Origin of the sequence: uncultured Devosia sp., assembly GCF_964244875.1 — a bacterium.
Taxonomy (GTDB): Bacteria; Pseudomonadota; Alphaproteobacteria; order Rhizobiales; family Devosiaceae; genus Devosia.
The window spans coordinates 225637-250491 of the sequence record NZ_CAXTKA010000004.1; the positions used below are offsets into that span (position 1 = coordinate 225637).

A 24855-nucleotide genomic window follows, 5' to 3' on the forward strand; every position below is an offset into this window, starting at 1 on the left:
CTTAATGCGGGCTTAAAACCATCGGGTGAACTGCGCATGGCAAGGGGTAGCGGCGCCCCTTGCCCGGTTCAGCGTCCCGCCTTGCGATTGCGCGCCGCATAGGTCTTGAGGCGCAGCCCGTTGAGGCGGATGAAGCCCTCGGCATCCTTGTGGTCATAGGCCACCGCGCCTTCCTCGAACGTGACCAGGTCCATCGAATAGAGCGAATAGGGCGAGGTCCGCGCGATCACCGAGGCGCTGCCCTTGTAAAGCTTGACGCTGACCTCCCCGGTCACGAATTGCTGGCTCTTGTCGATCAGCGCCTGCAGCATTTCGCGTTCGGGCGCGAACCAGAAACCGTTATAGATCAGCTCGGCATATTTGGGCATCAGCTCATCCTTGAGATGCGCCTCGCCCCGGTCCAGCGTGATCGATTCGATGCCGCGATGCGCCACCAGCAGGATCGTGCCGCCCGGCGTTTCGTAGAGCCCCCGCGACTTCATGCCGACGAAACGGTTTTCCACCAGGTCCAGCCGCCCCACGCCATGCTTGCCGCCCAATTCGTTCAGCCGGGTGAGAAGGCTGGCCGGCGACAGCGTCACCCCATCGACCGAGACCGGATCGCCCCTCTCGAAGCCGATGGTGATGATTTCGGCCGTATCGGGCGCCTGCTCGGGATCGACGGTGCGCTGCGCCACGTAGTCGGGCGCCGGAACCGCCGGATCTTCCAGCACCAGGCCCTCCGAGGACGTATGCAGCAGGTTGGCATCCACCGAGAACGGCGCCTCGCCGCGCTTGTCCTTGGCAATCGGGATCTGGTTGTTTTCGGCATAGGCCAGCAGCGCGGTGCGGCTGCGCAACTCCCATTCGCGCCAGGGCGCGATCACCTTGAGGTCCGGCATCAGGGCATTGGCGGTCAGCTCGAACCGGACCTGGTCATTGCCCTTGCCGGTGGCGCCATGGGCGATCGCGTCGGCCCCGGTTTCGCGCGCGATCTCGACCAGATGCTTGGCGATGACCGGACGGGCGATCGAGGTGCCAAGCAGGTATTGTCCCTCATAGAGCGTATTGGCGCGGAACATCGGAAACACGAAATCGCGCACGAACTCCTCGCGCACATCCACGATGCGGATGTCCTTGATGCCGAACATCTCGGCCTTCCGGCGCGCCGGCTCGAGTTCCTCGCCCTGGCCCAGATCGGCCGTGAAGGTGATGATCTCGGCCTGGTAATGCTCCTGCAGCCACTTGAGCATGATGGACGTGTCGAGCCCGCCCGAATAGGACAGCACGATTTTCTTGATGTCTTTTGCCATTGCTCTTCTGCGCTTGTCCTCGAACACCCGCCAGCGGGCCGTAAATCGGGCGCACCCTAGTCAGGTGCGCTGGCGCGTGCAATTGTCCGCACGCAATTTCTTTCAGGCCATCATGCCCGCTTTCGTGCCCGACCTGCCCGTCATCCTGGCCTTCGCGCTGGCCGCCTTCGTGCTCGCCATCACCCCCGGGCCCGACATGGCGCTGCAGATGTCGCGCACCATCAATTACGGCCGCGCCCATGGTTTTGCCACCGCCGCCGGCGCCATGACCGGCATCGTCGTGCACACCACCCTGGTCGCCCTGGGCATCTCGGTGCTGATCGTCGCCGCGCCCACCGCCTTCTGGCTGCTCAAGATCGCCGGCGCTGTCTATCTGCTGTGGCTCGCCTGGCAGGCCATCATGCATGGCGGCGGCTTGCGGCTGGCCGCCCGCGCCGCCCGCATGCCAACGCTGGGCGAAAGCTTTGCCACCGGGGTCGGCATCAACCTGCTCAACCCCAAGGTGCTGCTGTTCTTCATGACCTTTCTGCCCCAGTTCGTCGATCGCCATGACGCGGCAGCACCCGCCAAACTGTTTTTCCTGGGCGCCGAGTTCATCCTCGTCTCCATCCCGCTCGCGATCGCCATGGTGCTCGCCGCCGAAAAACTGGCGGGCGTGCTGCAAACCAATGTCTGGGTGAGCCGCGCCCTGAACTGGACCTTCGCGAGTGTGTTCACCGCCTTCGCCGCGACGATCCTTTTGGCCGAAGGGCGGAAATAACCTGCGCTAAAGTTGCCTCATTCGAGACGTGGCTTTGAGTGGCAGCGAGAACAGTGCGGGGCCGCTGATAAGTTTGAGTTGAGCCCCCATCAGCGGAAGCCAGAACAATAAACGAGCGGTTTGTTGCAGTGGGTCGAGAGCTGTCAGTGACGGTTCCATAAAGAAGCCGACCAAATCGGTTTGAAGCCATGCGGCACGTTCGGCTTTGTTCTTGGCAATCCGCCGGTCACCTGACACGACCGCCCAACCCTTCTCCCGGCCGAGTTGGCTTATCCAGTCCGAGTCCGCTGTGTCTGGTGGAAATTTATCGCGCAGGGCGGCGGCTTCGGAAAAATCTGCTCTGATCAACTCGTGAACCGCCCTTGCAACCTTGGGCGACACATTGTGGTCGAACAGCAGTTTCACGCCGCGATTTTGCTTTCGAATGCCATCGCGGCTCGAACCGACTTTTGATCGATTTCGAAATCGGCGCTGACCTGTGTCACACTTCGCCCGCCCAAGACTGCTTCGAAGATGGTGATTGTCGGCACTCCATAGCGCCGCAGAACCGGAGCACCAAACGATCGCGCTGGATCAATGACGACCTCGCCATTGCCAGCTTCGGGTAACCATAAAGAAGCTACTCCATCCGCAAACCAAACATCTTTGAGACCAACGGAGACGATCGAGTGGAAGACGTGCTGCCCACTGAGAACTTCAATAAGCCGGGGCTCGTCAGTCTTGGAAATGACCTCAAAATACAGGCGGCGACCATCTGTTTTGAACGCCGATGTTGAGAATGGGTGCGTATCGCCGATGATATCGCGAGCGGCTTGGACAACTTTACGCAAGTAAGGCAACGATATTTTCTGGCGACGGAAAGCTTCGACCATCCGTAATTCAATGAGGTCTCGAAACCCGAGATACAGACGTCCCTCAAACGATGGCAATTGTGCCGCCCACAGCGGCTCGTCGTGAACGATCTTATCATGATGGTGTCGGGCGCGGCCCCGCAACCAGCGGTTGATACGAGTCGTTGGAACGCCGGACAATTTTCTTGCTTCCGCCACTGTGTAGGTGCCGGTACCAATGATTTGGTGCTGATTTGCATCGTGATGCATTGTGAAAGGATAGCTCATATTGTTAGCAGGGGGAAAGTGGTGTGCTATACCCATTGGTGACAGTTTAACCTCTCCGCCGCGACGATCCTGTTGGCCGAGGGGCGGCGGTAGGAACATATCGCGCCGCTACTCGTTTGCCCCTCCGCAACAAGGGGGCAAATCATGGACGTACTGCGCATCATTCTTTCCGTCATTATCCCGCCTGTAGGGGTGTTCCTCCAGGTCGGCATCGGCTTGCAGTTTTGGCTCAATATCCTGCTGACTTTGTTGGGATATTTCCCCGGGCTGATCCACGCGATCTGGGTCATCACCCGCGATTAGCCGAAGCGCTCAGGAGAACCGCGCGTTGGCCCGCTGTTCACGGCGCTGCTGCGTCATGCGGGTCGGCGCGTGAAAGCTCGGCGGCTTGGTCCGCACCCAGGCGATGAAGGCGGCCAATTCGGGATCCGAACGGAGCGCCACGACATCGCTCAGCGTGCCGGCGAGTTCGGTTTCCGAAAACCGGGCATGGATCGCGCTGTGGCAGATCTGGTGCAGGCGCACCGTGCCCAGATGCGTGCCGCCCTTGAGGCGCGGCACCAGATGGTGGCGGCTCGATTTGGCCTGGTGCGGAATGGGCCGCCGGCACAACGGGCAGATATCGGGCACGAGGCGAGCGGCAGCGGCTTCTGCGGCCGCGATGGCTGCCTCGATCCGGCGCTGCGATGGCCGTCCCATCCTATCCCGCCAACGCTTCGCGGTCCCGCTTGCTCAGCCGTTCGGTCTCGCTCTTGAGCTGGCCGCAGGCGGCAAAGATATCGCGGCCGCGCGGGGTGCGCACCGGGCTGGCATAGCCGGCCTTGTTGACGATATCGGCAAAGCGCTCGATCCGCGCCGAGGGCGAAGTGCCGTAATTGCTGCCCGGCCAGGGATTGAAGGGGATCAGGTTGATCTTGGCGGGGATGTTGGCGAGCAGGCGCACCAGTTCGCGCGCATCGGCATCGCTGTCATTGATCCCGTCCAGCATCACATATTCAAAGGTAATGCGCCGCGCATTGGACAGGCCGGGATAATTGCGGCAGGCCTCGAGCAATGCGGCCAGCGGATACTTCTTGTTGATCGGCACCAAGACGTCGCGCAGATCGTCATTGACGGCATGGAGCGAAATGGCCAGCATCACATCGATTTCGCGCCCGGTCGGCTCGATGAACGGCACCACGCCTGAGGTCGATAGGGTGATGCGGCGCCGCGAAATGCTCATGCCGTCCCCGGCCTGGGCGATCAGCAGCGCCTGCTTGACGTTCTCGTAATTATAAAGCGGCTCGCCCATGCCCATCATCACCACATTGGTGATGGCGCGGCTCTCGCCGCCGGGCACCAGGCCGCCATCGTTAGGACGCACGCCGCCGGGAAAATCGCCCAGCCGCTCGCGCGCCATCAAAACCTGGCCCAGGATTTCCCCCGCGCTCAGATTGCGCACCAGGCGCTGCGTGCCGGTATGGCAGAACGAGCAGGTCAGCGTGCACCCCACCTGGGACGACACGCACAGCGTGCCGCGATCTTCCTCGGGAATATAAACGGTCTCGACTTCGACCGGCGGATAATTGGGATTGGCCGGATCGCGAAACCGGAACAGCCATTTGCGCGTACCGTCGCTCGAGACCTGTTCGGAAACGATCTCGGGCCGGTCCAGCACGAAGCGGTCGGCCAGGAGCTGGCGTACCGGCTTGGCCACATTGCTCATCTGGCCAAAATCGGTGACGCCATTGACATAGAGCCAGTTCCACACCTGGCTGGCTCGCATCTTGGCCTCGCGCTCGGCAATGCCCGCGCCCACCAGCGCTTCGGCCAGCGCCGGCTTGCCCAGCCCGATCAGCGACGGGCGCCCAAGGGCCGCCGGGCGCACGGCGCAGGCATGATCAAGGTTAAGAGCAATGCTCATGACGAACAGGTCCGGGAAATACGGGATTGGCGCGGCCAATAGCACAGTGCGGCTGCCGGCGCAAAACTGACGCCAGCCTGGCCGCTATTCGCCAGGCGATTGGCGCTCGCGCTTGGGACGATCAAGTGTCGTGGTCCAATAGGCAATTGCCGCGACGCCAAGAAAAAAAACGCTTATGGAAACGAGGAAGCTCAAGTTGTTCACTCTTCCAGACTCCGCAAATGGTGTCTTGCCAGCGAATGTAATGACGCGCTGCCCAATATACAACCGGCCACGAACAGAGCAATGGCGAACGAAACCGTTCCCGCCTGCACCAAAGCAGCCAATGGTGCAAAGCCGCCGACGCCGAGCATGGCGATGGCAATTCCGTTCATGTAAGTCGCGGTCAGCTTGCGCTGCTCATTGCGAACCAGCGTGCTCAAGACTCAGCATTCCGCGCCGATGGATTGCGAGGCGGCGGTGGCGCCCGAAAGCGAGAAGGTTTCGGTGATCTTGATGCCGGCCGCCGACGTGCCTTCGACCACCATGGTCGATCCCGCCCTGATGGCGCTGGCCAGCGCATCGCTCTGGCCAGGATCGTCGAGCCAGGCGGCATCGTTCTGGGTGAACAGGTTGAATACCTGCCCGCTCACATTGAGCGTGGCGGTGCTGTCGGGCTGGAAGGCAAACCCCGCCACGAGGTTGAACTCGTTGGCGATGTTTTCGCCGGGACGATTGGTGATGTAGAGCGTGCCCTGGCTATAGCCATCGGGCGTGGGCGTGACGGCGCTGGGCTTGGTCAGGGCAAAGCACAGGGCCCCGGTGCCGTCCGACGCCGCATAGGATGACCAGTCCCGATGATCGCCCAGGAGGCGCACGTTTTGGGCCATTGCCGCACCGGCCATGCCCATGCTGGCCATCAAAGCGAAAAGCGGGACGCGTAGGAACATCGATCGGCCTTGTGGTTTATCGGCGGAACGCCCGAGAGCGCCCCCGCCCAATTATGGCCTTTGCACAGTGCGGGCAATCGCAAACTGCCGGACGCCGTTCGGCAAGAGCAAAGCTGCTATCGCTTGACGTCAGGCCGTGCACGGCTGAAATGGCTCAGGCGCAGGCGGCGTCGATGGCCTTCATCGCGGCCGTGGCGCCGGACAGCGAATAGGTATCGGTGGTATTGGTGCCGCGCTGGCTGGTGCCCTTGACGCTCAGATTGCTGCCGGCCTTGAACGCCGTCACGAACCCGCTTTCGTCCCCCGTCGAGGCTAGCCAGCCGGCCGAACCTTCCACCACCATGGGATAGACCTTGCCGTCCACCGCCGCGCTCGCCTTGGCGTCGCTGGCATTGTAGGGGTAGCCGATAATAGTCTGCACCTCGTTTTTGGTGCCCATCCCCTTGCGGTGGATGATCATGAAGTGAATGGGATCGCGATTGGCGCCCGATGGCTCGCTGGACTGCGGCGTTGCCGAAATATAGCAGATGATCCCGCTGGCATCGCTCGCCTGCCAGGCGGTCCAGCCATTGAAGGTGCCCAATTCGGTCGCTGCGGCCTGCTGCGCCTGGGCGGCGGGAGACAGGCTCATGAGTGCGGCCATCGCCAGCCCAAGGACAAGGCCGCCGGTCTTTTTGGTCCCGGTCTTCGTCGTCATCGCCAATCCATCCTCTGTTGTGTCTTGCCGTTCCGAAAGCCCGCTCCCGCAAACCTGGCTCTCATCGGTCAAACGCCGCCGCATTTGATTTAAACTTCCCAATGCGAGTCAATCATGACGGCATTTTGGCGCGGCGTTCGGCCATGACCAGCGTTTGCGCCGCTATGGTTAACGTTTTGCTAACAGCTACGTGATCGTGACCGATTTTGCCCATCATGCCGCCAGCGGATAGCTCTGTTCGACCACATAGGGCCCCCCGCCCACCGAATCCTTGCTGGAAAACAACACGAAGCGCCCCACGGGAAAGCTCAGCGGCTCGAACCGCCCCGCCTGCGCCAGAAAACCCGCCAGGTCCAGCGAACTTGATCCGCGCAGCCGAGCCAGCGACACATGCGGCACGAATTTGCGCCCCTCGGGCTCCAGCCCCGCCCGCTGCAGCACCCGCTCCTGCGCGGCCTGCAGCCGGGTCAGGGTTTCGTTGAGCTCAACCCCGGCATAAAGCGCGCGCGGGCTATTGCCGCCAAAGCTCGCCAGATGCGTCAGACGCACCTGGAACGACAGCGAATGGCTGAGCCGGTCCAGACTATCGGCTACGTCATTGGCCGTGCCGTTGTCGACATCGCCGATGAAGCGCAGGGTAATGTGGTAATTGTCCGGATCGATCCAGCGGGCGCCGGTCAGGCCACCACGCTTGAACGACAGGGCCAGCGCCACTTCGGGGGGGATTTCGAGGCCGGTAAAGAGCCGGGGCAAGCAACCCTCCTCTTTAAAGAAGAAACCAAACACGCGCGATTCACCGCCAAAGCCTAGCATAAGCAATTTTCCCGAACAGCGCTTATTGTCACGGCCCAAGGAGCGGCCTTGTAAAAATCGGAGCCTGCATCCATATTCCACGCCAAGTGGCAGGAAATGCCTCCGGCGGAAGCAAAATCCGCATTCGATTGTTAGGGAAAGGATATCGACCATGGCTGAATATGACCGCCAGACCCTCAATGCGCGGGCCGGCTCGGCCGCTGCCATTGACGAGGGCCTGCGCAGCTACATGCTGCGTGTCTACAATTACATGGGGATTGGCCTGGTCGTGACCGGCCTTGTCGCCTATTTCACCAATGCCGCCGCGCTGACCACCAATCCCGACGCTGCCGTGGGCCAGCTCGCCAATGGGCAGCTGGTCACCCAGTTCGGTGCCCTGATCTACGGCAGCCCGCTGCAATGGGTCGTGATGCTGGCGCCGCTGGCTTTCGTAATGGTGCTGAGCTTTGGCATCAACAAGATGAGCGTCGGCACCGCCCAGCTCGTGTTCTGGGCCTTTGCCGCAGTCATGGGCCTGTCGCTGTCGTCGATCTTTTTGGTCTATACCGGCGCTTCGATCGCCAAGGTGTTCTTCATCACCGCCGCCACCTTTGGCGCGATGAGCCTTTACGGCTACACCACCAAGCGCGACCTGACCTCGGTCGGCAACTTTGCGATCATGGGCCTGATCGGCCTGATCATTGCTTCGGTGGTAAATATCTTCCTGCAATCGGGCATGATGGATTTCATCATCTCGGCTGTTGGCGTGCTGATCTTCGTGGCCTTGACCGCCTATGACACCCAGAAGATCAAGGAAAGCTACAGCGAGGCGCATGGCATGGACGTGATGGCCAAGAATGCCATCATGGGCGCGCTGTCGCTCTACCTCGATTTCATCAACCTGTTCATGATGCTGCTGCGCCTGTTCGGCAACCGCAACTAGCAGGATCGCCAACCCGCAATTTGGTTGGACGACAAATCGGGCCGCGGTCTACAAGGACCGCGGTCCTTTTGTTTTTGCCGGTAGTCGTCCATGCCTGAACTTACGCTGCGCTCCTTCGCCTGGGGCGATGTCCCCGCCATCACTGCCATCTACAAGCACTATGTCGATCACTCCACCGCCACCTTCGATCTGGACGCGCCGGGGCCCACCGACATTGCCGAAAAGTTCGGCCACATGCTGGAGGACGGCCATCCTGTGGTGATCGCCGAACGGGCGGGCGCCCTGATCGGCTACGCCTATGCCTCGACCTATCGGCCACGCCCGGCCTATCGCTTCACCTGCGAGGATTCCATCTATCTCCACCCCGATGCGATCGGCCAGGGCCTCGGCCGGACCCTGCTTGCCGAACTGATCGCCCGCAGCCAGAGCTTCGGCTTCAAGCAGATGATCGCCGTCATCACCGCCGAGTCCGCCGCTTCCGTCGCCCTGCACGAAAAATTCGGCTTCGTGACCGTAGGCCACCACGCAGCGCTTGGCCTCAAGTTCGATCGGTGGCTGGATGTGGTGCATATGCAACGGGCGCTTTGAACCTTGCACTTACCACTTAATGTACGTACATTAATTCAGGTGACGCATGGACTATGAGTGGGACGAGGGCAAGAATGGCATCAATTATGTCAAGCATGGCGTTGGATTCGAGATTGTTCTGCAATTTGACTGGGACACTTCCGTGATACGCCTGGATCAGCGGTACGAATACGGCGAAGTCCGTTTTCGTGCCTTTGGTCGGATTGATGGTCAATCCATGTGCGTCGCGTTTACCCCGCGCGGCCCAAAGTTGCGGATCGTTAGTGTCAGGTTCGTGCATGAAAAGGAGGCTAAACGCTATGGCATCTGAGCGGAAATTATTCCCACCACCAAAGGATTACGATCCCGTTGCCCCGCTAACTGACGCAGAAATTGCGGGCCTGCGTCCGGCGCTCGAGGTTTTTGCCGAGCTTGGTCTGGTACCGCCCAAACCCCTCGGACGTCCTCCGGCCGAGCGCACCAAAGTGCCGGTAACGATGCGCCTCGATCCTGATATTCTTGCTGCCTACAAGGCGACAGGTCCGGGCTGGCAGACGCGGATGGGTGAGGTTCTGGCTCAAGCGATCAAGAAATCTGCCTGACTACCCCACCACCGCCAGCTTGGGATCAAGCACGCGCAGCACCTGGGCCAGTTCATGGCCGCGCTTGAGGATGCGGCCTTGCTGGTTGGTGACCGAAAACTGCCCCTGCTTGTTGCGCATCTTGGGGGTCTTTTCCACGATGAACAGCGGCCGCTCGGAGACCCGGGCGTAGATCGAGAACACCGCCCGGTCGCGCAGGAAATCCATGGCATAGTCGCGCCATTCACCCTGCCCGACCTTGCGGCCATAGACATTGAGGATCGTAGTCAGTTCACGCCGATCGAACGCCACGATATTGGGCACCTTGCTCGGCGACAGCGGCGCGACAGGCCCGCCTTCATGCACCAGCGACAGGGTAACAGTGTCGCGATCCGGGTTTGGGCCTTGCGCCAAGTCCCTGGCCTCCATGTCATGTGGCCGTCATGATTGCGGCATTTGCCCAGCCTGGCAAGCGCTTTGCGATATACCGGGGCAATCGGGTGAAAATTCCCCATTTCGGTCACAATGCGTCCCCGCCGCCGCCCGAATGGCGGGCCATAGTGCATTGATGGGTAGCCGGGCTGAATGAGCCCCCAAAACCTGAAGCCCGGTTGCCTGTCGCCTCCATTGACCCTAGTCAAGCACGCTCTCGTTCCTCCCCCAGGAGCGGGAGCTTGTTTTTGGTAGGGTGTCAGTCGGCTCAGCGCTCGAAGGCAGCCGCGCCGACGATCGGGCCGGGCAGCCCGTTGGCGTCCTGCTGCACCAGGACGGCGACGCCGCTGCTGTCTTGGTCCAGCACCTCGTCGAGCGGCAGCTTGAGCTGGGCGCCGGTGGCCGCTTCCCACATGCCCAGCAATTGCCGCCTGGTCACCACCTGGGTATAGACCATGGTCTTGCCGGCATTCTCGCCGCCCGCGATAGCGACCTCCGCCCGGTCGCGGTACGTCACCAGCCACACCACCGCGTCCTTGTCCCCGGAGCGTGCCGGCACCGCGATCTTGAGCATCTGGTTGGCGACGGTGATCTGCACCGGCAGGTCCAGCCGCGCCTCTTGAAGGGCGCTCTGCACTTCGCCGCGACGCGAACCCACCACGTCCTTGGTGCCGTTGATCACCATCTGGGGCGTATAGATGCGCGAGGAATTCCAGCCCTTCGCATAGGAGCGCTGCAGGTCCGAATTGTCGGGACTGCCGAACGTATCGGGCCAGCCCACATAATCCCAATAATCCACGTGATAGGCGAGCGCGATGACATCGTCTTCCCCCGCCAGGCTCGACAGCAGCGCATCGGCTGGCGGGCACGACGAGCACCCCTGGCTGGTGAACAATTCCACCACCGCCTTGGGATGAAGCCGCCAGGTCTCCGCCGTCGCCGGGGCGAGCGTGGCAACAAGGGCGGCAAGAGCGGAAAGGGGGCCAAGCAGGCGAGGTGCGATCATGGGCATGGTTGTAAGTCAGCCCGGCGCGATCTCGCCAGTCAAAAGAGGGTGAGATGGTCAATTGCCGGGCTTGGTTTCCGCCACCCTGCCCGCAGAAAACCGCTTCGACAGGGAAGTTAATGGCCCCCTTCGCCCCCGGGACACGGCATCGGCTCGGCGCGTTAAACCTTTGGCACGATGGCATTTGCCTGGTCCTGGCGGTTCTGCTCTGGTGGGCGGACAAGGAATTTGGGGGATTATGGATGCAAAACCGTATCAAACAAGCAGTGCCGGTAACAGCCGTGCTCTGGTTGCTGCTGCTGACCGTGCTGGGCGCAGGCCCGGCCTTGGCCGCGGGCGCGGGGGGCACGACGAACATGTCGCGCAGCCCCGGGCATGGCACGCAGATCGAATATGTGGCGGCGGACGGCACGACTTATCTCTGGTACCCCGGCAATAGCGTGATCCTCAAGGGACGCTGGAAGCGTGAAGACGGCAATATGTGCTTTGCCTATGGCGCGAACACCTACAATCCCGTGACCCGGACGCGCGGCGGCGATTGGGAATGCGAGCCGGACCGCCTCTATCAAGGCGGCATTGTCCAGCAGCTGCCAGGCGATCCATTGGGCCTTGCGGGACGCCGCGCCGTGCCGTTCAGTCTTGATCGGGGAGCGACGACGCTGGAACAGATGGTCGCCCGCGTGACCAATCCGGGCGCCTCGCCCACTGGCGCGGCAGCGCTCAGCTGCGCGGGGATCATCGCCAATGCCGAGCGCAGCAAGCGCGACATGTCGCTGGCCGCCAGCATCTATTTCGGGGGCATCTTCATGGGCAAGCCCTGCGTCGACGTGGACTATGCGCGCGCCTTCGACCTGGCCCAGCGATCGGGCGATGGGGTCGAGCAATTTCTTGCGGTCTTGCGGGAGCGCGCCGCCGCCGGCCATCCCAGCGCCATGAGCGCACTGCGCCGGCTGGGTTACGCGCAGACGCCCTGAAGCAAAATGGCGGCCGCTGGCCGCCATTTTCAATTATCGGGATGCCGATTGCCTCAAGCGGCAACCAGGCTGCGCAGCACGTATTGCAAGATGCCGCCATGCTTGTAGTAGTCCAGCTCGATCGCGGTATCGATCCGGCACAGGGTTTCCACATCGAGGCGGGTGCCGTCGGCGCGGGTGATCTGCACCGTGACCTTCGAGCGCGGCACGATGGCGTTGACACCCGCGATCGACACCGTCTCGGTGCCGTCCAGCCCCAGCGTCTGCCAGCTTTCCCCATCCTTGAACTGCAGCGGAATGACCCCCATGCCCACAAGGTTGGAGCGGTGAATGCGCTCGAAGCTCTGGGCAATCACCGCCCGCACGCCAAGCAGGTTCGTGCCCTTGGCCGCCCAGTCGCGCGACGAGCCGGTGCCGTATTCCTTGCCGGCGAACACCACCAGCGGTGTCCCCTCGGCTTGGAAGGCCATGGCGGCATCGTAGATCGCCATTTGCGAGCCGTCCGGGCCGCGGGTGTACCCGCCCTCGACGCCAGCCAGCATCTGGTTCTTGATGCGGATATTGGCGAAAGTGCCGCGCATCATCACCTGGTGATTGCCGCGACGGGCGCCGTAGGAGTTGAAATCGCGCGGCGCCACCTGGCGCTCCTCGAGGTATTTGCCGGCCGGGGTCGTGGCCTTGAACGAGCCGGCCGGCGAAATATGGTCGGTGGTGATCGAATCCAGAAACAGCGCCAGCACCCGCGCATTCTCGACATCGGTGATCGGCTTGGGCTTTGTGGTCATGCCCTCGAAATAGGGTGGGTTCTGCACATAGGTCGAGCCCGAATTCCAGCCATAGGTTTCGCTGTCGGTCGTGGCGATGCCCTGCCAATGCGTATCGCCCTTGAACACATCCGAATAGCGGCCCTGGAACATCTCCCGGGTCACATGCATGCGCACGATCTCGGCAACTTCCGCATTGGTGGGCCAGATATCCTTGAGATAAACCGGCTGGCCATTGCTGCCGGTGCCGATCGGGTCCTTGGTGATATCGATCTTCATCGAGCCGGCCAGCGCATAGGCCACCACCAGCGGCGGGGAAGCCAGGAAGTTCGCCTTGACGTCGGAGTTCACCCGGCCTTCGAAATTGCGGTTACCCGACAATACCGAAGCGGCAACGATATCCCCCGCCTGCACCGCCTTGGAGATTTCCAGCGGCAGCGGCCCCGAATTGCCGATGCAGGTGGTGCAGCCATAACCCACGAGGTTAAAGCCGATGGCATCGAGATCGGCCGACAGCCCGGCCGAATCCAGATAATCGGTCACCACCTGCGAGCCGGGCGCCAGCGAGGTCTTGACCCAGGGCTTGCGGTCCAGCCCCAGCGCCCGCGCCTTGCGCGCGACGAGACCGGCGGCGACCAGCACCGATGGATTGGAGGTATTGGTGCAGGAGGTGATCGCCGCGATCACCACGTCGCCATGCCCGATCGTGTACTCGGCGCCCTCGACCGGGACGCGCACATCATCGGTCTTGCCGAATTCCTTGGGCAGCGCCGCCGCGAATGCCGCCTTGGCAGTATCCAGCGCGATGCGGTCCTGCGGGCGCTTCGGCCCCGAGATCGAGGGCACGACGGTGGTGAGGTCAAGCTCCAGCGTCGACGAAAATACCGGATCGGGCGAACTGGAGTCGCGGAACATGCCCTGCGCCTTGCTATAGGCCTCGACCAGTTCCACCCGATGCGGATCGCGGCCCGAAGTGCGCAGATATTGCAATGTGTCGGCATCGACGGGGAAATAGCCGCAGGTCGCGCCATATTCGGGCGCCATATTGGCAATGGTCGCCTGGTCTTCGAGCGACAGGTAATCGAGGCCCGGCCCGTAGAATTCCACGAACTTGCCGACCACGCCCTTCTTGCGCAGCATTTCGGTGACCGTCAGCACCAGATCGGTGGCCGTGATGCCTTCGCGGATCTTGCCGGTCATCTTGAAGCCGACGACTTCGGGGATCATCATGGTGATCGGCTGGCCCAGCATGGCCGCCTCCGCCTCGATGCCGCCGACGCCCCAGCCCAAAACGGCCAAGCCATTGACCATGGTGGTATGCGAATCGGTGCCCACCAGCGTGTCGGGATAGGCGATGGTTTCGCCGTCCTCCTCGCGGATCCACACCGTCTGCGCCAGGTATTCCAGGTTCACCTGATGGCAGATGCCGGTGCCGGGTGGCACCACGCGGAAATTGTCGAACGCCTTCTGGCCCCAGCGCAGAAATTCATAGCGCTCGCCATTGCGCTCATATTCAAGCTCGACGTTCTGCCCGAACGCCGCGGCCGTGCCAAAGCTGTCCACCATCACCGAATGGTCGATGACGAGATCGACCGGCACCAGCGGATTGATCTTTTGCGCATCGGCACCCAGCGCCTTGGTGGCGTCGCGCATCGCCGCCAGATCCACCACGGCCGGAACGCCGGTGAAGTCCTGCATCAGCACGCGGGCGGGGCGGTAGGAAATCTCCTGCTCGGAGGTGCGGCTCTTGAGCCATTCGGCGACCGCCAGGATATCGGCCCGCGTCACCGTGCGATCGTCCTCGAAGCGCAGGAGGTTCTCCAGCACCACCTTCATCGATCCGGGCAGCGCCGAAACGCCCGCCAAGCCGTTCTTTTCGGCCTCGGGAATGGAGAAATAAGTATAGGTCTTGCCGCCCACCGCAAGGGTGCGTTTCGACTTGAAGCTGTTCAAAGAGGCCATGTTTCCCGCCCTGTCATTCGCGTTGCTGCCGGGAGGGCGTCGATCGCCCTCGGCGCCATGGTTGGTGGCGCCTTTTCTGGAATGACTCCAATCTATTGGGCTTATAAAGAACAAAGAATGCCCTTGCCAGTCCGACCTTGGCTTCAATACGAGAAGGGGTCATGACACCACGGCAAGTCTTTGGCTCCCTGGCCCTTCATGCGCACGCGCTGGCTGTCGGCCGCGGCGGGCTGGTGCTCGCCGATGCGCTGCAGTTCGAGCTCGCCAATGGCAAATGCCTGCTGCTGCGCGGCCCCAATGGCGTCGGCAAGTCGACGCTGCTGTTGACGCTGGCCGGCATCGTTGCCCCGCTCGGGGGCAGCTTCGCATTGTCGCCGGCCCCGGAGGATCGCCCGCTGCTGCACTATTGCGGCCATCGCAACGCCATCAAGCCCCGCCTGTCGGTGCTGGAAAACCTGGCGTTCTGGGCCGCGCTCAACGGGCCGACCGGCACCTCGCTGGCAGAGGCCTTGCAGACCGTCGGTCTCGACGAGCTGGGCGGGCTTGACGCCGGTTACCTGTCGGCCGGCCAGGGCCGCCGCCTGGCGCTGGCGCGCCTGCTGGTCAGCGCCCGCCCGCTCTGGCTGCTCGACGAGCCCACCGCCGCGCTCGACAGCAATGGCCACGAGCTGGTCGGCGCGCTGATCGATGCGCATCTGGCAGCCGGCGGCCTCGTGGTCGCCGCCACGCACGACCCGATCACGCCCACCGATCCCAACAGCGTCGAAACCCTGGTCATGGCGGGCCTGCGATGACTGCCTTCGGGGTCGTCATCGTCCGCGAACTCAAGCTGGCCCTGCGCGGTGGCGGCGATGTGCTGACCCTGGTGCTGTTCTTTGTCATGATCGGCGTGGTCGTACCCTTCGCCATCGGCCCCGACCGGGCGCAACTGGCGCGCCTGGCGCCCGGCGTAGTCTGGATCGCGGCGTTCCTGGCCATGCTGCTGGGGCTCGACCGCCTGTTCCGTGCCGACCACGAGGATGGCACGCTGGTTTTGTTGCGCCATGCCGAGCTGCCGTTTGTCGCCACCGTTGCCGCAAAAGTGATCGCGCACTGGATCGTTTGCGCCATGCCGCTGATCCTGGCCAGCCCGCTGCTGGCAGTGATGCTGGCGCTGGACGGCGTCGCCTTCTGGCGCGTGGTGCTGTCGCTGCTCGTGGGCACCCCGGCCTTGGCTGCGCTCGGCACCATTGGGGCCGCGGTAACCGTATCCATCCGGGGCGGCGGGCTGATCGCCCCGGTGCTGATCCTGCCGCTGGCCGTGCCCGTGCTGATCTTTGGCGTCGGCGCCATTTCCACCGGCCCGGGACCGGACCTGTCGGGGTCTGCCCTGCTGTTTCTTGCGGCAATCAGCCTCATCACCCTGGCCCTTGCGCCCTTCGCCGCCGCTCTTGCGATAAGCGCGGGCGAGGACTAGATCGATGCGGCCATGACCATCGACACCGCGCCAAAGCCAAACCTGTGGACCCGCCTGGCTCATCCTGGCCAGTTCGTGGCGCTGAGCCGGCCCTGGCTCTGGCCGCTGAGCATCCTGACCGCGGTGCTGTTCGCGCTTGGCCTCTGGTTCGCCTTGTTCAATTCGCCCGCCGACTACCAGATGGGCGATACCGTGCGCATCATGTATGTGCACGTGCCCACCGCCTGGCTCAGCCAGTTCGTTTATGGCGTCATGGCCGTCTCGGCGCTGGGCTCGCTGGTCTGGCGCCACCCCATGGCCGATGTCGCCATGAAGGCCGCCGCCCCCCTGGGCGCGACCTTCACCGCCCTGGCCCTGTTCACCGGCTCGCTCTGGGGCCGACCGACCTGGGGCACGTTCTGGGAATGGGACGGGCGCATGACCTCGACCCTGGTGCTGCTCTTGATTTATCTGGGCATCATCGCCCTCTGGCGCGCGTTCGAGGATCAATTGCGCGCCGCCCGCGTCATCGCCGTCTTTACCCTGGTCGGCGCCATCAATATCCCCATCGTCAAGTTCTCGGTGGATTGGTGGAGCACCCTGCATCAGCCCGCCAGCGTCTTTACCGCCGGCGGCCCGCATATGCCCCCCTCCATTCTGACGCCCTTGCTGGTCATGACCATCGCTTTCACGGTGCTGTTTCTGACCCTGCACCTCAAAGCCATGCACACCGAAATTGCCCATCGCCGCCTGGCCGCGCTGGAGCGCCAGGCCGCCCAGGCGAAAGTCTCGCCATGATTGATCTGGGCCCGCACGCCGTCTTCATCATCTGCGCCTATATCGGCGTCATCCTGGCCGTTGCCGCCCTGATCGGCTGGACCCTGCGCGAAGCGCGGCGCACCGCCCGCCGCATTGCCGCAATCGAAGCGAGCGGTATTCGCCGCCGCTCCGCCCGCTGATGCGCCTTGCGCTCTTTGCCCTGCCGCTATTGGCGTTGGTCGGCCTGATTGCCGTGTTCGCCTTCTCCATCGACCGCGATCCGAGCCTGGTCCGCTCGGTGCTGATCGACAAGCCCGCCCCTCAGTTCGCCCTGGCCGCAGTCGAAGCTTTGGGCGTGCCCGGCTTCGACACGGCCGCACTCAGGGGCGAGGTCACGGTCGTCAACGTCTTTGCCAGCTGGTGCATTCCCTGCCGCGCCGAACATCCCCTGCTGACCGCCGTCAAGGACGTCGCCAAGGTGCGTCTTTTCGGCATCAACCAGAACGACGCCCCCGAAAACGCCAGGGCCTTCCTCCACGAACTGGGCAATCCCTATGACGCCGTCGGCGCCGACCGCGACCGCCGCGTCTCCATCGACTGGGGCGTCTATGGCGTCCCCGAAACCTTCGTCGTCAATGCCGGTGGGGTGATCACCTTCAAGGTCACCGGCCCCCTGACGCCGCAAACCGTCGACAACGAACTGGTGCCCGCCATCGCCCGGGCACGCGGATAGCAATCGGCCGTGGCCTTTGTTACGATAGGGCCCGACATCGGAGATGCGGAATGGCCGAAGTGACAATTTCAATGCCGGATGCCGTGGCAGCCTGGATCGAGGATCTGGTGCGCAAGGGCGAGTTCGCATCGGCCAGCGACTATATCCGTCATGCTGTCCGCCTCGATCGCGAGCTCAAGGATCCCGATCACCCCCTGACGCTCGAGGACCTGCGCGACATGATCGCCGAGGCGCGGGCGGGGGGCACCAGCGACAAGACACTCGAAACAGTATTCGAGGAAGCGCACCAGCTCTGGACGACGCGCCACGCGCGCGTGGCTTGAGCTACAAGCTCAGTTCCCAAGCGGTCGGCGACATCGTCGAGATCGTGCTTTATGGCAATGACCAGTTCGGCGTGCCGGGCGCGCGGCGCTATCAGGCCGGATTGCTGGCCACTGTCGCCTTGCTGGCAGCCAACCCGATGATCGGACGCTCGGCTGGCCAAATCGGGACCAGTTTGCGGCGCCACGGCTATGGCAGCCACGTGATCTTTTATACGCCGTCCGACCAGGCCATCGTCGTGGAACGGATCATCCACATGGCAAAACTCAAGGGATGGTCGCTAAACGACGATCTCGCCTAAAAATCGCTCGTCAGCCCCTTGATCTCCCAGTCGCCATAGCGCGCCGGCTCGAGCCCGCCGCGGCCGCCGGTTTCCCTGGGCACTTCGACAGCCTTCGCATCGATCGCGCGCCGCCGCGCTTCGGCCTCCGCCAGCGCCCGCGCTGCTGCCGGGGTCAACTTGCGACGCGGTATCTCTTCAGATCGATCGGCCATTTGGGCCCCATTCATTACACTTGTGTCATCTCACTTGCGCGCACCCGCAGGCTGCACGACATATTTGCCTGTCCCACCCGTTTGTCGAGGCCCCCATGTTCAATGCCTTTCGCACCACCGTCCTGCTCGCGGCCCTGACCGCGATCTTCATGGCGGTGGGCTATTTCATTGGCGGCACCGGCGGCATGCTGATCGCCTTCGGTATCGCCCTGCTCACCAATCTGATTGGCTACTGGAATTCCGACCAGCTCGTCCTGCGCCTGCAAAATGCCCAGCCGGTCGAGCGTTCGCGCGTGCCCGAGCTCTACGCCATGGTCGACACCCTCGCCAAACGCGCCGGCATTCCCACTCCGAAGGTCTATGTCATCGACACCGACCAGCCCAACGCCTTTGCCACCGGCCGCGACCCCGACCATGCCGCCGTCGCCGTCTCGAGCGGCCTCCTCCGCCATCTGGAAACCCGCGAAGTCGCCGGCGTCATCGCCCACGAGCTGGCCCACATCCGCTCGCGCGATACCCTGACCATGACCATCACCGCGACGTTTGCCGGCGCCATCGGCATGCTGGCGCAGTTCGGCTTCTTTTTTGGCGGCGGCAACAATCGCAACAGCCCGCTGGGCCCGTTCGGCGGCATCTTGATGCTGATCCTGGCCCCGCTCGCCGCCATGCTGGTGCAGATGGCGGTCAGCCGCACCCGCGAATACGAGGCCGACCGGGATGGCGCCGAGATTTCCGGCGATCCGCTGGCGCTCGCCTCCGCCTTGCAGAAAATTGCCAATGCCGCCGGGCGCAATGTCAACGTGGCGGCCGAGCGCAGCCCCGCCATGGCCCATCTGTATATCATCAATCCCCTGTCCGGCCGGGCCATGGACAGCCTCTTTTCCACCCATCCCGATACTGCCAATCGCATTAATGCCCTGCGCCAGCTTGCGGGCGAGATGAGTGTGGACGATAAGGGCCGCAGGCCTCAGCCCCGCCCCGCGCCGCGCGACAGCGCGCCGGTCAGCGGCGGCGGCTGGCGCGTGCCGACTGTCGGGCGAACCGACGAGGATGGCGGACAACGGGGTCCATGGGGTCAGTCAGCATGATCCCCAGCGGCGGACGCCGGCTCTAACATATGATCATGCTGCGAAAACGAGTGCCTTTTGGCTAAACCTGTACCGGCGGGACTATCCCTGCGCCTCCTCGCCGCCCAGCGCCTGCGCGCCGTGCTCAATGGCGACAATTTCGTGCCCCTGTCTGCAAGCGATCTGGCCGATGGCCGCGACCGCGCACTGGCCAACCGGCTGATCACCACCGCGCTGCGCCGCCAGGGCCAGCTCAATTTCATGCTCCATGGGCTGCTCGACAAGGGCCTGCCGGCCAAGTCCGGCACCTTTGAAGCCGTGCTGCGCTTGAGCCTGGCCCAACTGGTCTTCCTGCCCGATCTGGGTGCCCACAGCGCCCTGTTCCTGGCCGTCGAGGCAATAAAGCGCGACCCCAAGGCGCGCCATCTCTCGGGCCTGATGAATGCCGTCCTGCGCACCGCACAAGCCAATTCGGCCAAGTTCGGCCTGCTCGACGAGTATCTGCTGATCCCCGACACCTTCGGCGATACCTGGCTCAAGGCCTATGGCGAAGACAATATCGTTCCCTTCACCCAGGCCCTGCTCGAGGGCGCGCCGCTCGATTTGACGCTCAAGTCCGCCGATCCCGACCTGGTCGCTGCCCTGGCCGCCACCCCGGTCATTGCCGACACGGTTCGTCTCGACACCCGCGATCGCGCGGTCGAAGCCCTGCCCGGCTATGGAGAGGGCCAGTGGTGGGTGCAGGATGCGGCCTCCGCCATTCCCGCCCGCCTGCTTGGCCTGCCCCCCGGCGCCCGCGTGCTCGACCTCTGCGCTGCCCCTGGCGGCAAGACTGCGCAACTGATCAAGGCCGGCTACGCCGTCACTGCGCTCGACAACGACGCCAGGCGCATCGAGCGCCTGCGCGAAAACCTGGCGCGGCTGCGCTACACCGCCGACATCGTCACCGCCGATGCCGGCACCTATGCTCCCCCAACGCTCTACGATGGCGTCCTGCTCGATGCGCCCTGTTCGGCCACCGGCACCTTTCGCCGGCATCCCGAAGTGATCTGGCATCGCTCGGCCGCCGATGTGGATGGCCGCGTCCGCCTGCAGCGCGCCTTGCTGATCAATGCCCTGCGCTGCCTCAAACCCGAGGGGGTGCTGATCTATTGCGTCTGCTCGCTCGAGCCCGCCGAAGGCGAAAAGCAGGTCCAATGGGCGCTCGATACCCTGCCGGGCCTTGACCTGCTACCCGTCGGCAAGGCTGAACTGCCCGGGCTCGAGCAGGCCGTGCAGCCGACCGGCCTGGTGCGCACGCATCCGGGCATGCGGCCCAATAATCTGGACGGCAGCATGGACGGGTTTTTCGTTGCGCGCTTCCGGCGGCGTTGAACGCAACGGGGGATAGCGTCCGCGAGTGCGGACAGCGCCCATGCGCGATGCTATCCTGAACGCCGCCAATGGGAACGAGAACGGGCCGTTGTACGCCATGACGACACACATTCCCACGTCCGCGGCGCAGCAGGCGGGACGCTCCTGATGCTGGATAAAGCCCGTTTTGGCGCGCGCCGCCTGGCGTTGGGTCTTGCCGATTTTGTCGTAACCCTGCCGGCCCTGCGCTGGACCTGGCGCGGGCTGGCCGACGATGCCTTTGCCGGCGACCTGCCCGAATTTCGCCCCAGCGATCGCGAGGCGGTGCGCGAAATGATGGCGGGCCGCTATCTTTTGGCCTCCAAGCTGGTCGAAAGCGGCGGCGCCTCTCCCTTTGCCTTGGAAATCGATCATGCCGACTGGTCCTGGAACCTGCACGGCTTTTCCTGGCTGCGCCATTTCCGCGACCTGCACGATGCCGGCGAGCGCCAGTTCGCCCGCACCCTGGTGCTCGACTGGATCGGGCGCAATGGCCGCTTCGAGCGCCGCAGCTGGGCGCCCGCGCTCTGCGCCCAGCGCATCCTCAATTGGCTGCGCCACCTAACCTTGCTGCTCGATGGCGCCAATGCCGAACAGGCCCGCACCATCCAGCGCGCGCTCCGCACCCAGATCCAGAGCCTCAAGGTGCGCCGTCGCCTGCTGGGCGATCCGGTCGAGGCGCTGTTCGCTGCCATTGCCCTGGTCGGCGCGGAGCTCTGCGAGCAAGGCGACAAGCGCGACATCGACCGCTACGTGGAGCGGCTCGACCTGCTGCTCGATGCCCAACTGGATACCAGCGGCCTGCATCTTTCGCGCAATCCGCGCCTGCAGTTGCAATTGCTGGTCGAGCTGGCCAGCATCCGCCGGGCCCTGGCCCAGCACAAGTCCGAGGCCAGCGTCGAGCTGTCCGCCCAGGTCGAGCGCATGCATGAGAGCCTCGATGCCCTGACCCTGGGCTCTGGGGAGCCGGTCTATTTCAACGGCTGCGGGCAATTGCCCCACGACGTGCTGATCGCCGTGCAGGCCAATGGCTCGACCCGCAAGCGCAAGAGCGCCCTGCTGGGCGGTTACGGCATCCTGCGCACCGGGGAGGCCGTGCTGGTCGCCGATAGCGGCCTCGTGCCGCCGCTCGATCTGGCCGGCGATGCGCATTCCAGCGCCCTGGCCTTCGAATTCAGCCACGGCACCGAATTGATCCTGGGCAGTTGCGGCCCCGCCCCGGCCGATCTGGCCGCCAGCAAATCCCTGTTCCGCCAGGGCATTGCCCATTCCACGGCCACCATCGACGCCCATGATGCCCAGCCCGTCGCCACGGCGGGCGCCACCGCCAACCGGTTGACCCAAGCCGGCCCACGACCCCGGATGACCCTGGACGGGGCCGATCATCTCCTGACCATCACCCATTCGGGTTATGCCCAGCGCTTCGGCGTCGATCTGGAACGCCGCCTGACCCTGCTGTCGGGCGGGACCACCCTGGTGGGACAGGACCGCATGCTGGCCAATGGCACGCTGCGCCAGGGCCTTCTGGCCGTCCGCTTCCACCTGGCGCCCGGCGTCATCATCCGCCGCAATCGCGGCGAAAGCATCGTGCGCCTGGTGCTGCCCAACGGCGCCGTCTGGAGCTTTCTGTGGGAAGGCGCCGAGTTCCACGAGGAAGACAGCGTACGCCAATCCTCCTATGTCGGCTTCGCCAAGACCCGCCAGCTGGTGCTGGAAACCGAGGTCAGTCCGGGGGTTGAAGTGGCCTGGATTTTCACGCTGGAGCAAAGCTAGACGTCGAGTGCGTGGCATACCCGACTCACCCGCTGAGGGAGGCCGGCCAGTGCGGTTGAACGGCATCGCGTCCCAAGAGTGGAGCTGTCCCCTCCCCCTAACAGGGGGAGGAGGGCGGGGGTTACTCTTCACTAGGGTGGAACCTTCTCCGTTCACTCCGTCCCACGAGCCTTCCCCCCACCCTCTCATTACGGGAAAGTGTTCAACTTCGACTGGTGTCTGAAGCTTCACCCACCATCGTCCTCGCCCCCTCTCACGCTCCGTGCTATTCCTTATAAGAAAGTGTAAATTAACTTTCTTATAAGGAGACAGTGGGGAAAGATGGGGATGGGGACATGAGAGCTGTTAGATGAGGGAGATAGGCGTGCTCATCATCTTTCTCCTCTTGTGGAGGGAGGGATCAAGGGTGGAGACAGGCGAAGCCCCCGGCCCAGCAATGTCCCTTTTGAAAGGTCCCTTTCCAGTGGGAGGAGCGTGGGGGTGCCAAGGGTCTCATGCCCTTTCCCCGTTCCCCTGCCTCCCGCTTCGTGCTAGCCAGCGCCCATCAGTCCGGCCCGAGGCAAAGCCATGCAAACCGTCAAGATCACCCGTGCCCTGCTCTCGGTGTTCGACAAGACCGGCATGGCCGATTTCGCCCGCGGCCTTGCCGATGCGGGCATCGAGCTGGTCTCGACCGGCGGCACGCACAAGCTGATCAGCGAGGCCTGCCTGCCGGTCCGCGAGATTGCCGACCTCACCGGCTTTCCCGAAATGATGGATGGCCGGGTCAAGACGCTGCATCCCAAGGTGCATGGCGGCCTGCTGGCGGTGCGCGACAATCCCGAGCACCAGGCCGCGCTGCAGGCCCACGAGATCGGCCCGATCGACCTGCTGGCGTCCAATCTTTATCCGTTCGAACAAACCATTGCCTCGGGCGCGTCCTACCACGACATCATCGAGAACATCGATATCGGTGGCCCGGCCATGACCCGCTCGGCCGCCAAGAACCATGCTTTCGTCACCGTCGCCGTCGATCCCGCCGATTATCCGGCGATCCTCGACGCCATCGCGCAAACCGGCGGCGTGCCTTACGAGATGCGCCAGAAGCTTGCCGCCAAGGCCTATGCCCGCACCGCCGCCTATGACAGCGCCATTTCGACCTGGTTCGCGCGCGAACTCGACTATCCCGAAATCCCCTACCGCGCCTTCGCGGGCTCGCTGCGCGAAGTCATGCGCTATGGCGAAAACCCCCACCAATGGGCCGGCTTTTACAGCAATGGCGATCCCCGCCCCGGCGTCGCCACCGCCCGCAAGATCCAGGGCAAGACCCTGAGCTACAACAATATCAACGATACCGACGCCGCCTTCGAGCTGGTCTGCGAGTTCGATCCCGCCCAGACCGCCGCCGTCGCCATCATCAAGCATGCCAATCCCTGTGGCGTGGCGCTCGCCGGTGACCTGCTCACCGCCTACAGGAAGGCGCTGCGCACTGATCCGGTTTCGGCCTTTGGCGGCATCGTCGCGCTCAATCGCGAGCTCGACGCCGCCACCGCCACCGAGATCGTCAAGGTCTTTACCGAGGTCATCGTCGCCCCGTCGGCGGCGCCCGAGGCCGAGGCCGTTATCGCCGCCAAGAAGAACCTGCGCCTGCTGCTGACCGGAGGCCTGGCAGATCCCAAGGCCGATGGGCTAACCGTCCGCTCCGTCGCGGGCGGCCTTTTGGTCCAGACCCGCGACAACCGCAATGTCGACGACAATGATCTCAAGGTCGTCACCACCAAGCAGCCGACTGACGCCCAGATGGCCGATCTGCGCCTCGCGGCCAAGGTCGCCAAGCACGTCAAGTCCAACGCCATCATCTACGTCAAGGACGGGGCCACCGTCGGCATCGGCGCCGGGCAGATGTCGCGGGTTGATTCCGCCCGCGTCGCCCATCGCAAGTCCATCGACGCCGCCGAGGCCGCCGGCATCACCGGGGCGCTGACCCAGGGCTCGGTCGTCGCGTCCGACGCCTTCTTCCCGTTCCCCGACGCTCTTGAGGCCCTGGTGGCCGCCGGGGCCACCGCGGTGATCCAGCCGGGCGGCTCGGTCAACGACGACAAGGTCATCGCCGCCGCCGACGCCGCCGGCATCGCCATGGTGGTGACCGGCATGCGCCACTTCCGCCATTGATCGGACGCC

General features: G+C 63.8%; 31 protein-coding genes. 18 read left to right on the forward strand and 13 right to left on the reverse strand.

From position 1 onward, the window contains the following. Nucleotides 1-68 precede the first annotated feature (68 nt). Complete coding sequence (locus tag ACFE8X_RS07385; RefSeq protein ID WP_375450809.1) at nt 69-1292, reverse strand: argininosuccinate synthase; 1224 nt, start codon at nt 1290-1292, stop codon at nt 69-71. A 112-nt stretch (nt 1293-1404) separates the two neighbouring features. Here ACFE8X_RS07385 and ACFE8X_RS07390 point away from each other — a divergent pair, with 112 nt between their 5' ends. After that, nucleotides 1405-2052: a LysE family translocator gene (locus ACFE8X_RS07390; RefSeq protein WP_375450853.1), complete on the forward strand. Its 648-nt coding sequence runs from the start codon at nt 1405-1407 to the stop codon at nt 2050-2052. A 6-nt stretch (nt 2053-2058) separates the two neighbouring features. Here the strand turns inward: ACFE8X_RS07390 and ACFE8X_RS07395 are convergent, their stop codons facing one another. Both ACFE8X_RS07395 and ACFE8X_RS07400 read right to left on the reverse strand, forming a co-directional pair. Next, nucleotides 2059-2457: a hypothetical protein gene (locus tag ACFE8X_RS07395; protein ID WP_375450810.1), complete on the reverse strand. Its 399-nt coding sequence runs from the start codon at nt 2455-2457 to the stop codon at nt 2059-2061. Further along, entirely contained in the window at nt 2454-3170 is a 717-nt protein-coding gene (locus ACFE8X_RS07400) for a DUF433 domain-containing protein (RefSeq protein ID WP_375450811.1), read from the reverse strand. Before ACFE8X_RS07400 ends, ACFE8X_RS07395 begins: the two co-directional genes overlap by 4 nt. Nucleotides 3171-3314: 144 nt before the next feature. On the opposite strand from ACFE8X_RS07400, the gene ACFE8X_RS07405 reads away from it, so the two are divergent. Beyond that, nucleotides 3315-3473 (forward strand): YqaE/Pmp3 family membrane protein, encoded by a 159-nt coding sequence (locus tag ACFE8X_RS07405; protein WP_299732027.1) that lies wholly within the window; start codon nt 3315-3317, stop codon nt 3471-3473. Nucleotides 3474-3482: 9 nt separating this feature from the next. Here ACFE8X_RS07405 and ACFE8X_RS07410 read toward each other — a convergent pair whose 3' ends face one another. The 6 genes from ACFE8X_RS07410 to thpR form a co-directional block, all read right to left on the reverse strand. Continuing rightward, nucleotides 3483-3869, reverse strand: coding sequence for a restriction endonuclease (locus ACFE8X_RS07410; RefSeq protein ID WP_375450812.1), 387 nt, complete (start codon nt 3867-3869; stop codon nt 3483-3485). A gap of 1 nt (nt 3870) precedes the next feature. Further along, nucleotides 3871-5073: a 23S rRNA (adenine(2503)-C(2))-methyltransferase RlmN gene (rlmN, locus tag ACFE8X_RS07415; protein ID WP_375450813.1), complete on the reverse strand. Its 1203-nt coding sequence runs from the start codon at nt 5071-5073 to the stop codon at nt 3871-3873. Between the two features lie 200 nt (nt 5074-5273). Further along, entirely contained in the window at nt 5274-5495 is a 222-nt protein-coding gene (locus ACFE8X_RS07420; RefSeq protein ID WP_375450814.1) for an amino acid transporter, read from the reverse strand. A gap of 3 nt (nt 5496-5498) precedes the next feature. Beyond that, the gene (locus tag ACFE8X_RS07425) at nt 5499-6002 is read right to left on the reverse strand and encodes an invasion associated locus B family protein (RefSeq protein WP_375450815.1); all 504 of its coding nucleotides are present in this window, start codon (nt 6000-6002) and stop codon (nt 5499-5501) included. A gap of 154 nt (nt 6003-6156) precedes the next feature. After that, nucleotides 6157-6699 (reverse strand): invasion associated locus B family protein, encoded by a 543-nt coding sequence (locus tag ACFE8X_RS07430; RefSeq protein ID WP_375450816.1) that lies wholly within the window; start codon nt 6697-6699, stop codon nt 6157-6159. 213 nt (nt 6700-6912) lie between these two features. Continuing rightward, nucleotides 6913-7452, reverse strand: a complete 540-nt coding sequence (gene thpR / locus ACFE8X_RS07435; protein ID WP_375450817.1) for an RNA 2',3'-cyclic phosphodiesterase — start codon at nt 7450-7452, stop codon at nt 6913-6915. A gap of 211 nt (nt 7453-7663) precedes the next feature. Here thpR and ACFE8X_RS07440 point away from each other — a divergent pair, with 211 nt between their 5' ends. From ACFE8X_RS07440 to ACFE8X_RS07455, 4 genes are all read left to right on the forward strand, one after another. After that, the gene (locus ACFE8X_RS07440) at nt 7664-8434 is read left to right on the forward strand and encodes a Bax inhibitor-1/YccA family protein (RefSeq protein ID WP_375450818.1); all 771 of its coding nucleotides are present in this window, start codon (nt 7664-7666) and stop codon (nt 8432-8434) included. Between the two features lie 90 nt (nt 8435-8524). After that, the gene (locus ACFE8X_RS07445; protein ID WP_375450819.1) at nt 8525-9022 is read left to right on the forward strand and encodes a GNAT family N-acetyltransferase; all 498 of its coding nucleotides are present in this window, start codon (nt 8525-8527) and stop codon (nt 9020-9022) included. A gap of 46 nt (nt 9023-9068) precedes the next feature. Beyond that, nucleotides 9069-9332: a BrnT family toxin gene (locus tag ACFE8X_RS07450; RefSeq protein WP_375450820.1), complete on the forward strand. Its 264-nt coding sequence runs from the start codon at nt 9069-9071 to the stop codon at nt 9330-9332. Further along, complete coding sequence (locus ACFE8X_RS07455) at nt 9322-9603, forward strand: BrnA antitoxin family protein (RefSeq protein ID WP_375450821.1); 282 nt, start codon at nt 9322-9324, stop codon at nt 9601-9603. Before ACFE8X_RS07450 ends, ACFE8X_RS07455 begins: the two co-directional genes overlap by 11 nt. Here ACFE8X_RS07455 and ACFE8X_RS07460 read toward each other — a convergent pair whose 3' ends face one another. Together ACFE8X_RS07460 and ACFE8X_RS07465 are read right to left on the reverse strand one after the other, a co-directional pair. Continuing rightward, nucleotides 9604-10011: a DUF2794 domain-containing protein gene (locus ACFE8X_RS07460; protein WP_375450822.1), complete on the reverse strand. Its 408-nt coding sequence runs from the start codon at nt 10009-10011 to the stop codon at nt 9604-9606. It lies immediately after the preceding gene. A 271-nt stretch (nt 10012-10282) separates the two neighbouring features. Then, nucleotides 10283-11026, reverse strand: a complete 744-nt coding sequence (locus tag ACFE8X_RS07465; protein WP_375450823.1) for a DUF1223 domain-containing protein — start codon at nt 11024-11026, stop codon at nt 10283-10285. A gap of 236 nt (nt 11027-11262) precedes the next feature. On the opposite strand from ACFE8X_RS07465, the gene ACFE8X_RS07470 reads away from it, so the two are divergent. Continuing rightward, nucleotides 11263-11994: a hypothetical protein gene (locus tag ACFE8X_RS07470; protein WP_375450824.1), complete on the forward strand. Its 732-nt coding sequence runs from the start codon at nt 11263-11265 to the stop codon at nt 11992-11994. Nucleotides 11995-12047: 53 nt separating this feature from the next. Here ACFE8X_RS07470 and acnA read toward each other — a convergent pair whose 3' ends face one another. Beyond that, a complete protein-coding gene (acnA, locus tag ACFE8X_RS07475) occupies nt 12048-14720 on the reverse strand; it encodes an aconitate hydratase AcnA (protein ID WP_375450825.1) in 2673 nt (890 codons plus the stop codon). Between the two features lie 188 nt (nt 14721-14908). On the opposite strand from acnA, the gene ccmA reads away from it, so the two are divergent. The 7 genes from ccmA to ACFE8X_RS07510 are packed head-to-tail and all read left to right on the forward strand — an operon-like array spanning nt 14909 to nt 18269. After that, nucleotides 14909-15514, forward strand: a complete 606-nt coding sequence (ccmA, locus tag ACFE8X_RS07480) for a heme ABC exporter ATP-binding protein CcmA (RefSeq protein WP_375450854.1) — start codon at nt 14909-14911, stop codon at nt 15512-15514. Beyond that, the gene (gene ccmB, locus ACFE8X_RS07485) at nt 15511-16176 is read left to right on the forward strand and encodes a heme exporter protein CcmB (protein ID WP_375450826.1); all 666 of its coding nucleotides are present in this window, start codon (nt 15511-15513) and stop codon (nt 16174-16176) included. The genes ccmA and ccmB overlap by 4 nt, the downstream gene beginning before the upstream one ends. 12 nt (nt 16177-16188) lie before the next feature. Further along, entirely contained in the window at nt 16189-16953 is a 765-nt protein-coding gene (locus ACFE8X_RS07490; protein WP_375450827.1) for a heme ABC transporter permease, read from the forward strand. Then, nucleotides 16950-17114, forward strand: coding sequence for a heme exporter protein CcmD (gene ccmD / locus ACFE8X_RS07495; protein WP_375450828.1), 165 nt, complete (start codon nt 16950-16952; stop codon nt 17112-17114). Before ACFE8X_RS07490 ends, ccmD begins: the two co-directional genes overlap by 4 nt. After that, on the forward strand, nt 17114-17647 hold the full coding sequence (locus ACFE8X_RS07500; RefSeq protein ID WP_375450829.1) for a DsbE family thiol:disulfide interchange protein: 534 nt from the start codon (nt 17114-17116) through the stop codon (nt 17645-17647). Before ccmD ends, ACFE8X_RS07500 begins: the two co-directional genes overlap by 1 nt. Nucleotides 17648-17697: 50 nt before the next feature. Continuing rightward, complete coding sequence (locus tag ACFE8X_RS07505; RefSeq protein ID WP_375450830.1) at nt 17698-17970, forward strand: type II toxin-antitoxin system ParD family antitoxin; 273 nt, start codon at nt 17698-17700, stop codon at nt 17968-17970. Continuing rightward, nucleotides 17967-18269 carry a type II toxin-antitoxin system RelE/ParE family toxin gene (locus ACFE8X_RS07510; protein WP_375450831.1) on the forward strand — a complete coding sequence of 101 codons (303 nt, stop codon included), beginning with the start codon at nt 17967-17969 and terminating at the stop codon, nt 18267-18269. The genes ACFE8X_RS07505 and ACFE8X_RS07510 overlap by 4 nt, the downstream gene beginning before the upstream one ends. On the opposite strand, the gene ACFE8X_RS07515 is transcribed toward ACFE8X_RS07510, so the two are convergent. Beyond that, nucleotides 18266-18463 (reverse strand): DUF1674 domain-containing protein, encoded by a 198-nt coding sequence (locus tag ACFE8X_RS07515; protein WP_375450832.1) that lies wholly within the window; start codon nt 18461-18463, stop codon nt 18266-18268. The genes ACFE8X_RS07510 and ACFE8X_RS07515 overlap by 4 nt on opposite strands. A 95-nt stretch (nt 18464-18558) precedes the next feature. Here ACFE8X_RS07515 and htpX point away from each other — a divergent pair, with 95 nt between their 5' ends. The 4 genes from htpX to purH all read left to right on the forward strand — a co-directional run bounded on the left by htpX (nt 18559) and on the right by purH (nt 24846). Beyond that, a complete protein-coding gene (gene htpX, locus ACFE8X_RS07520) occupies nt 18559-19551 on the forward strand; it encodes a zinc metalloprotease HtpX (RefSeq protein WP_375450833.1) in 993 nt (330 codons plus the stop codon). Nucleotides 19552-19608: 57 nt separating this feature from the next. Beyond that, nucleotides 19609-20904, forward strand: a complete 1296-nt coding sequence (locus ACFE8X_RS07525) for an RsmB/NOP family class I SAM-dependent RNA methyltransferase (RefSeq protein WP_375450834.1) — start codon at nt 19609-19611, stop codon at nt 20902-20904. 147 nt (nt 20905-21051) lie between these two features. Then, a complete protein-coding gene (locus tag ACFE8X_RS07530) occupies nt 21052-22695 on the forward strand; it encodes a heparinase II/III family protein (protein WP_375450835.1) in 1644 nt (547 codons plus the stop codon). Nucleotides 22696-23262: 567 nt separating this feature from the next. Then, nucleotides 23263-24846 (forward strand): bifunctional phosphoribosylaminoimidazolecarboxamide formyltransferase/IMP cyclohydrolase, encoded by a 1584-nt coding sequence (gene purH / locus ACFE8X_RS07535; protein ID WP_375450836.1) that lies wholly within the window; start codon nt 23263-23265, stop codon nt 24844-24846. Nucleotides 24847-24855 lie beyond the last annotated feature (9 nt).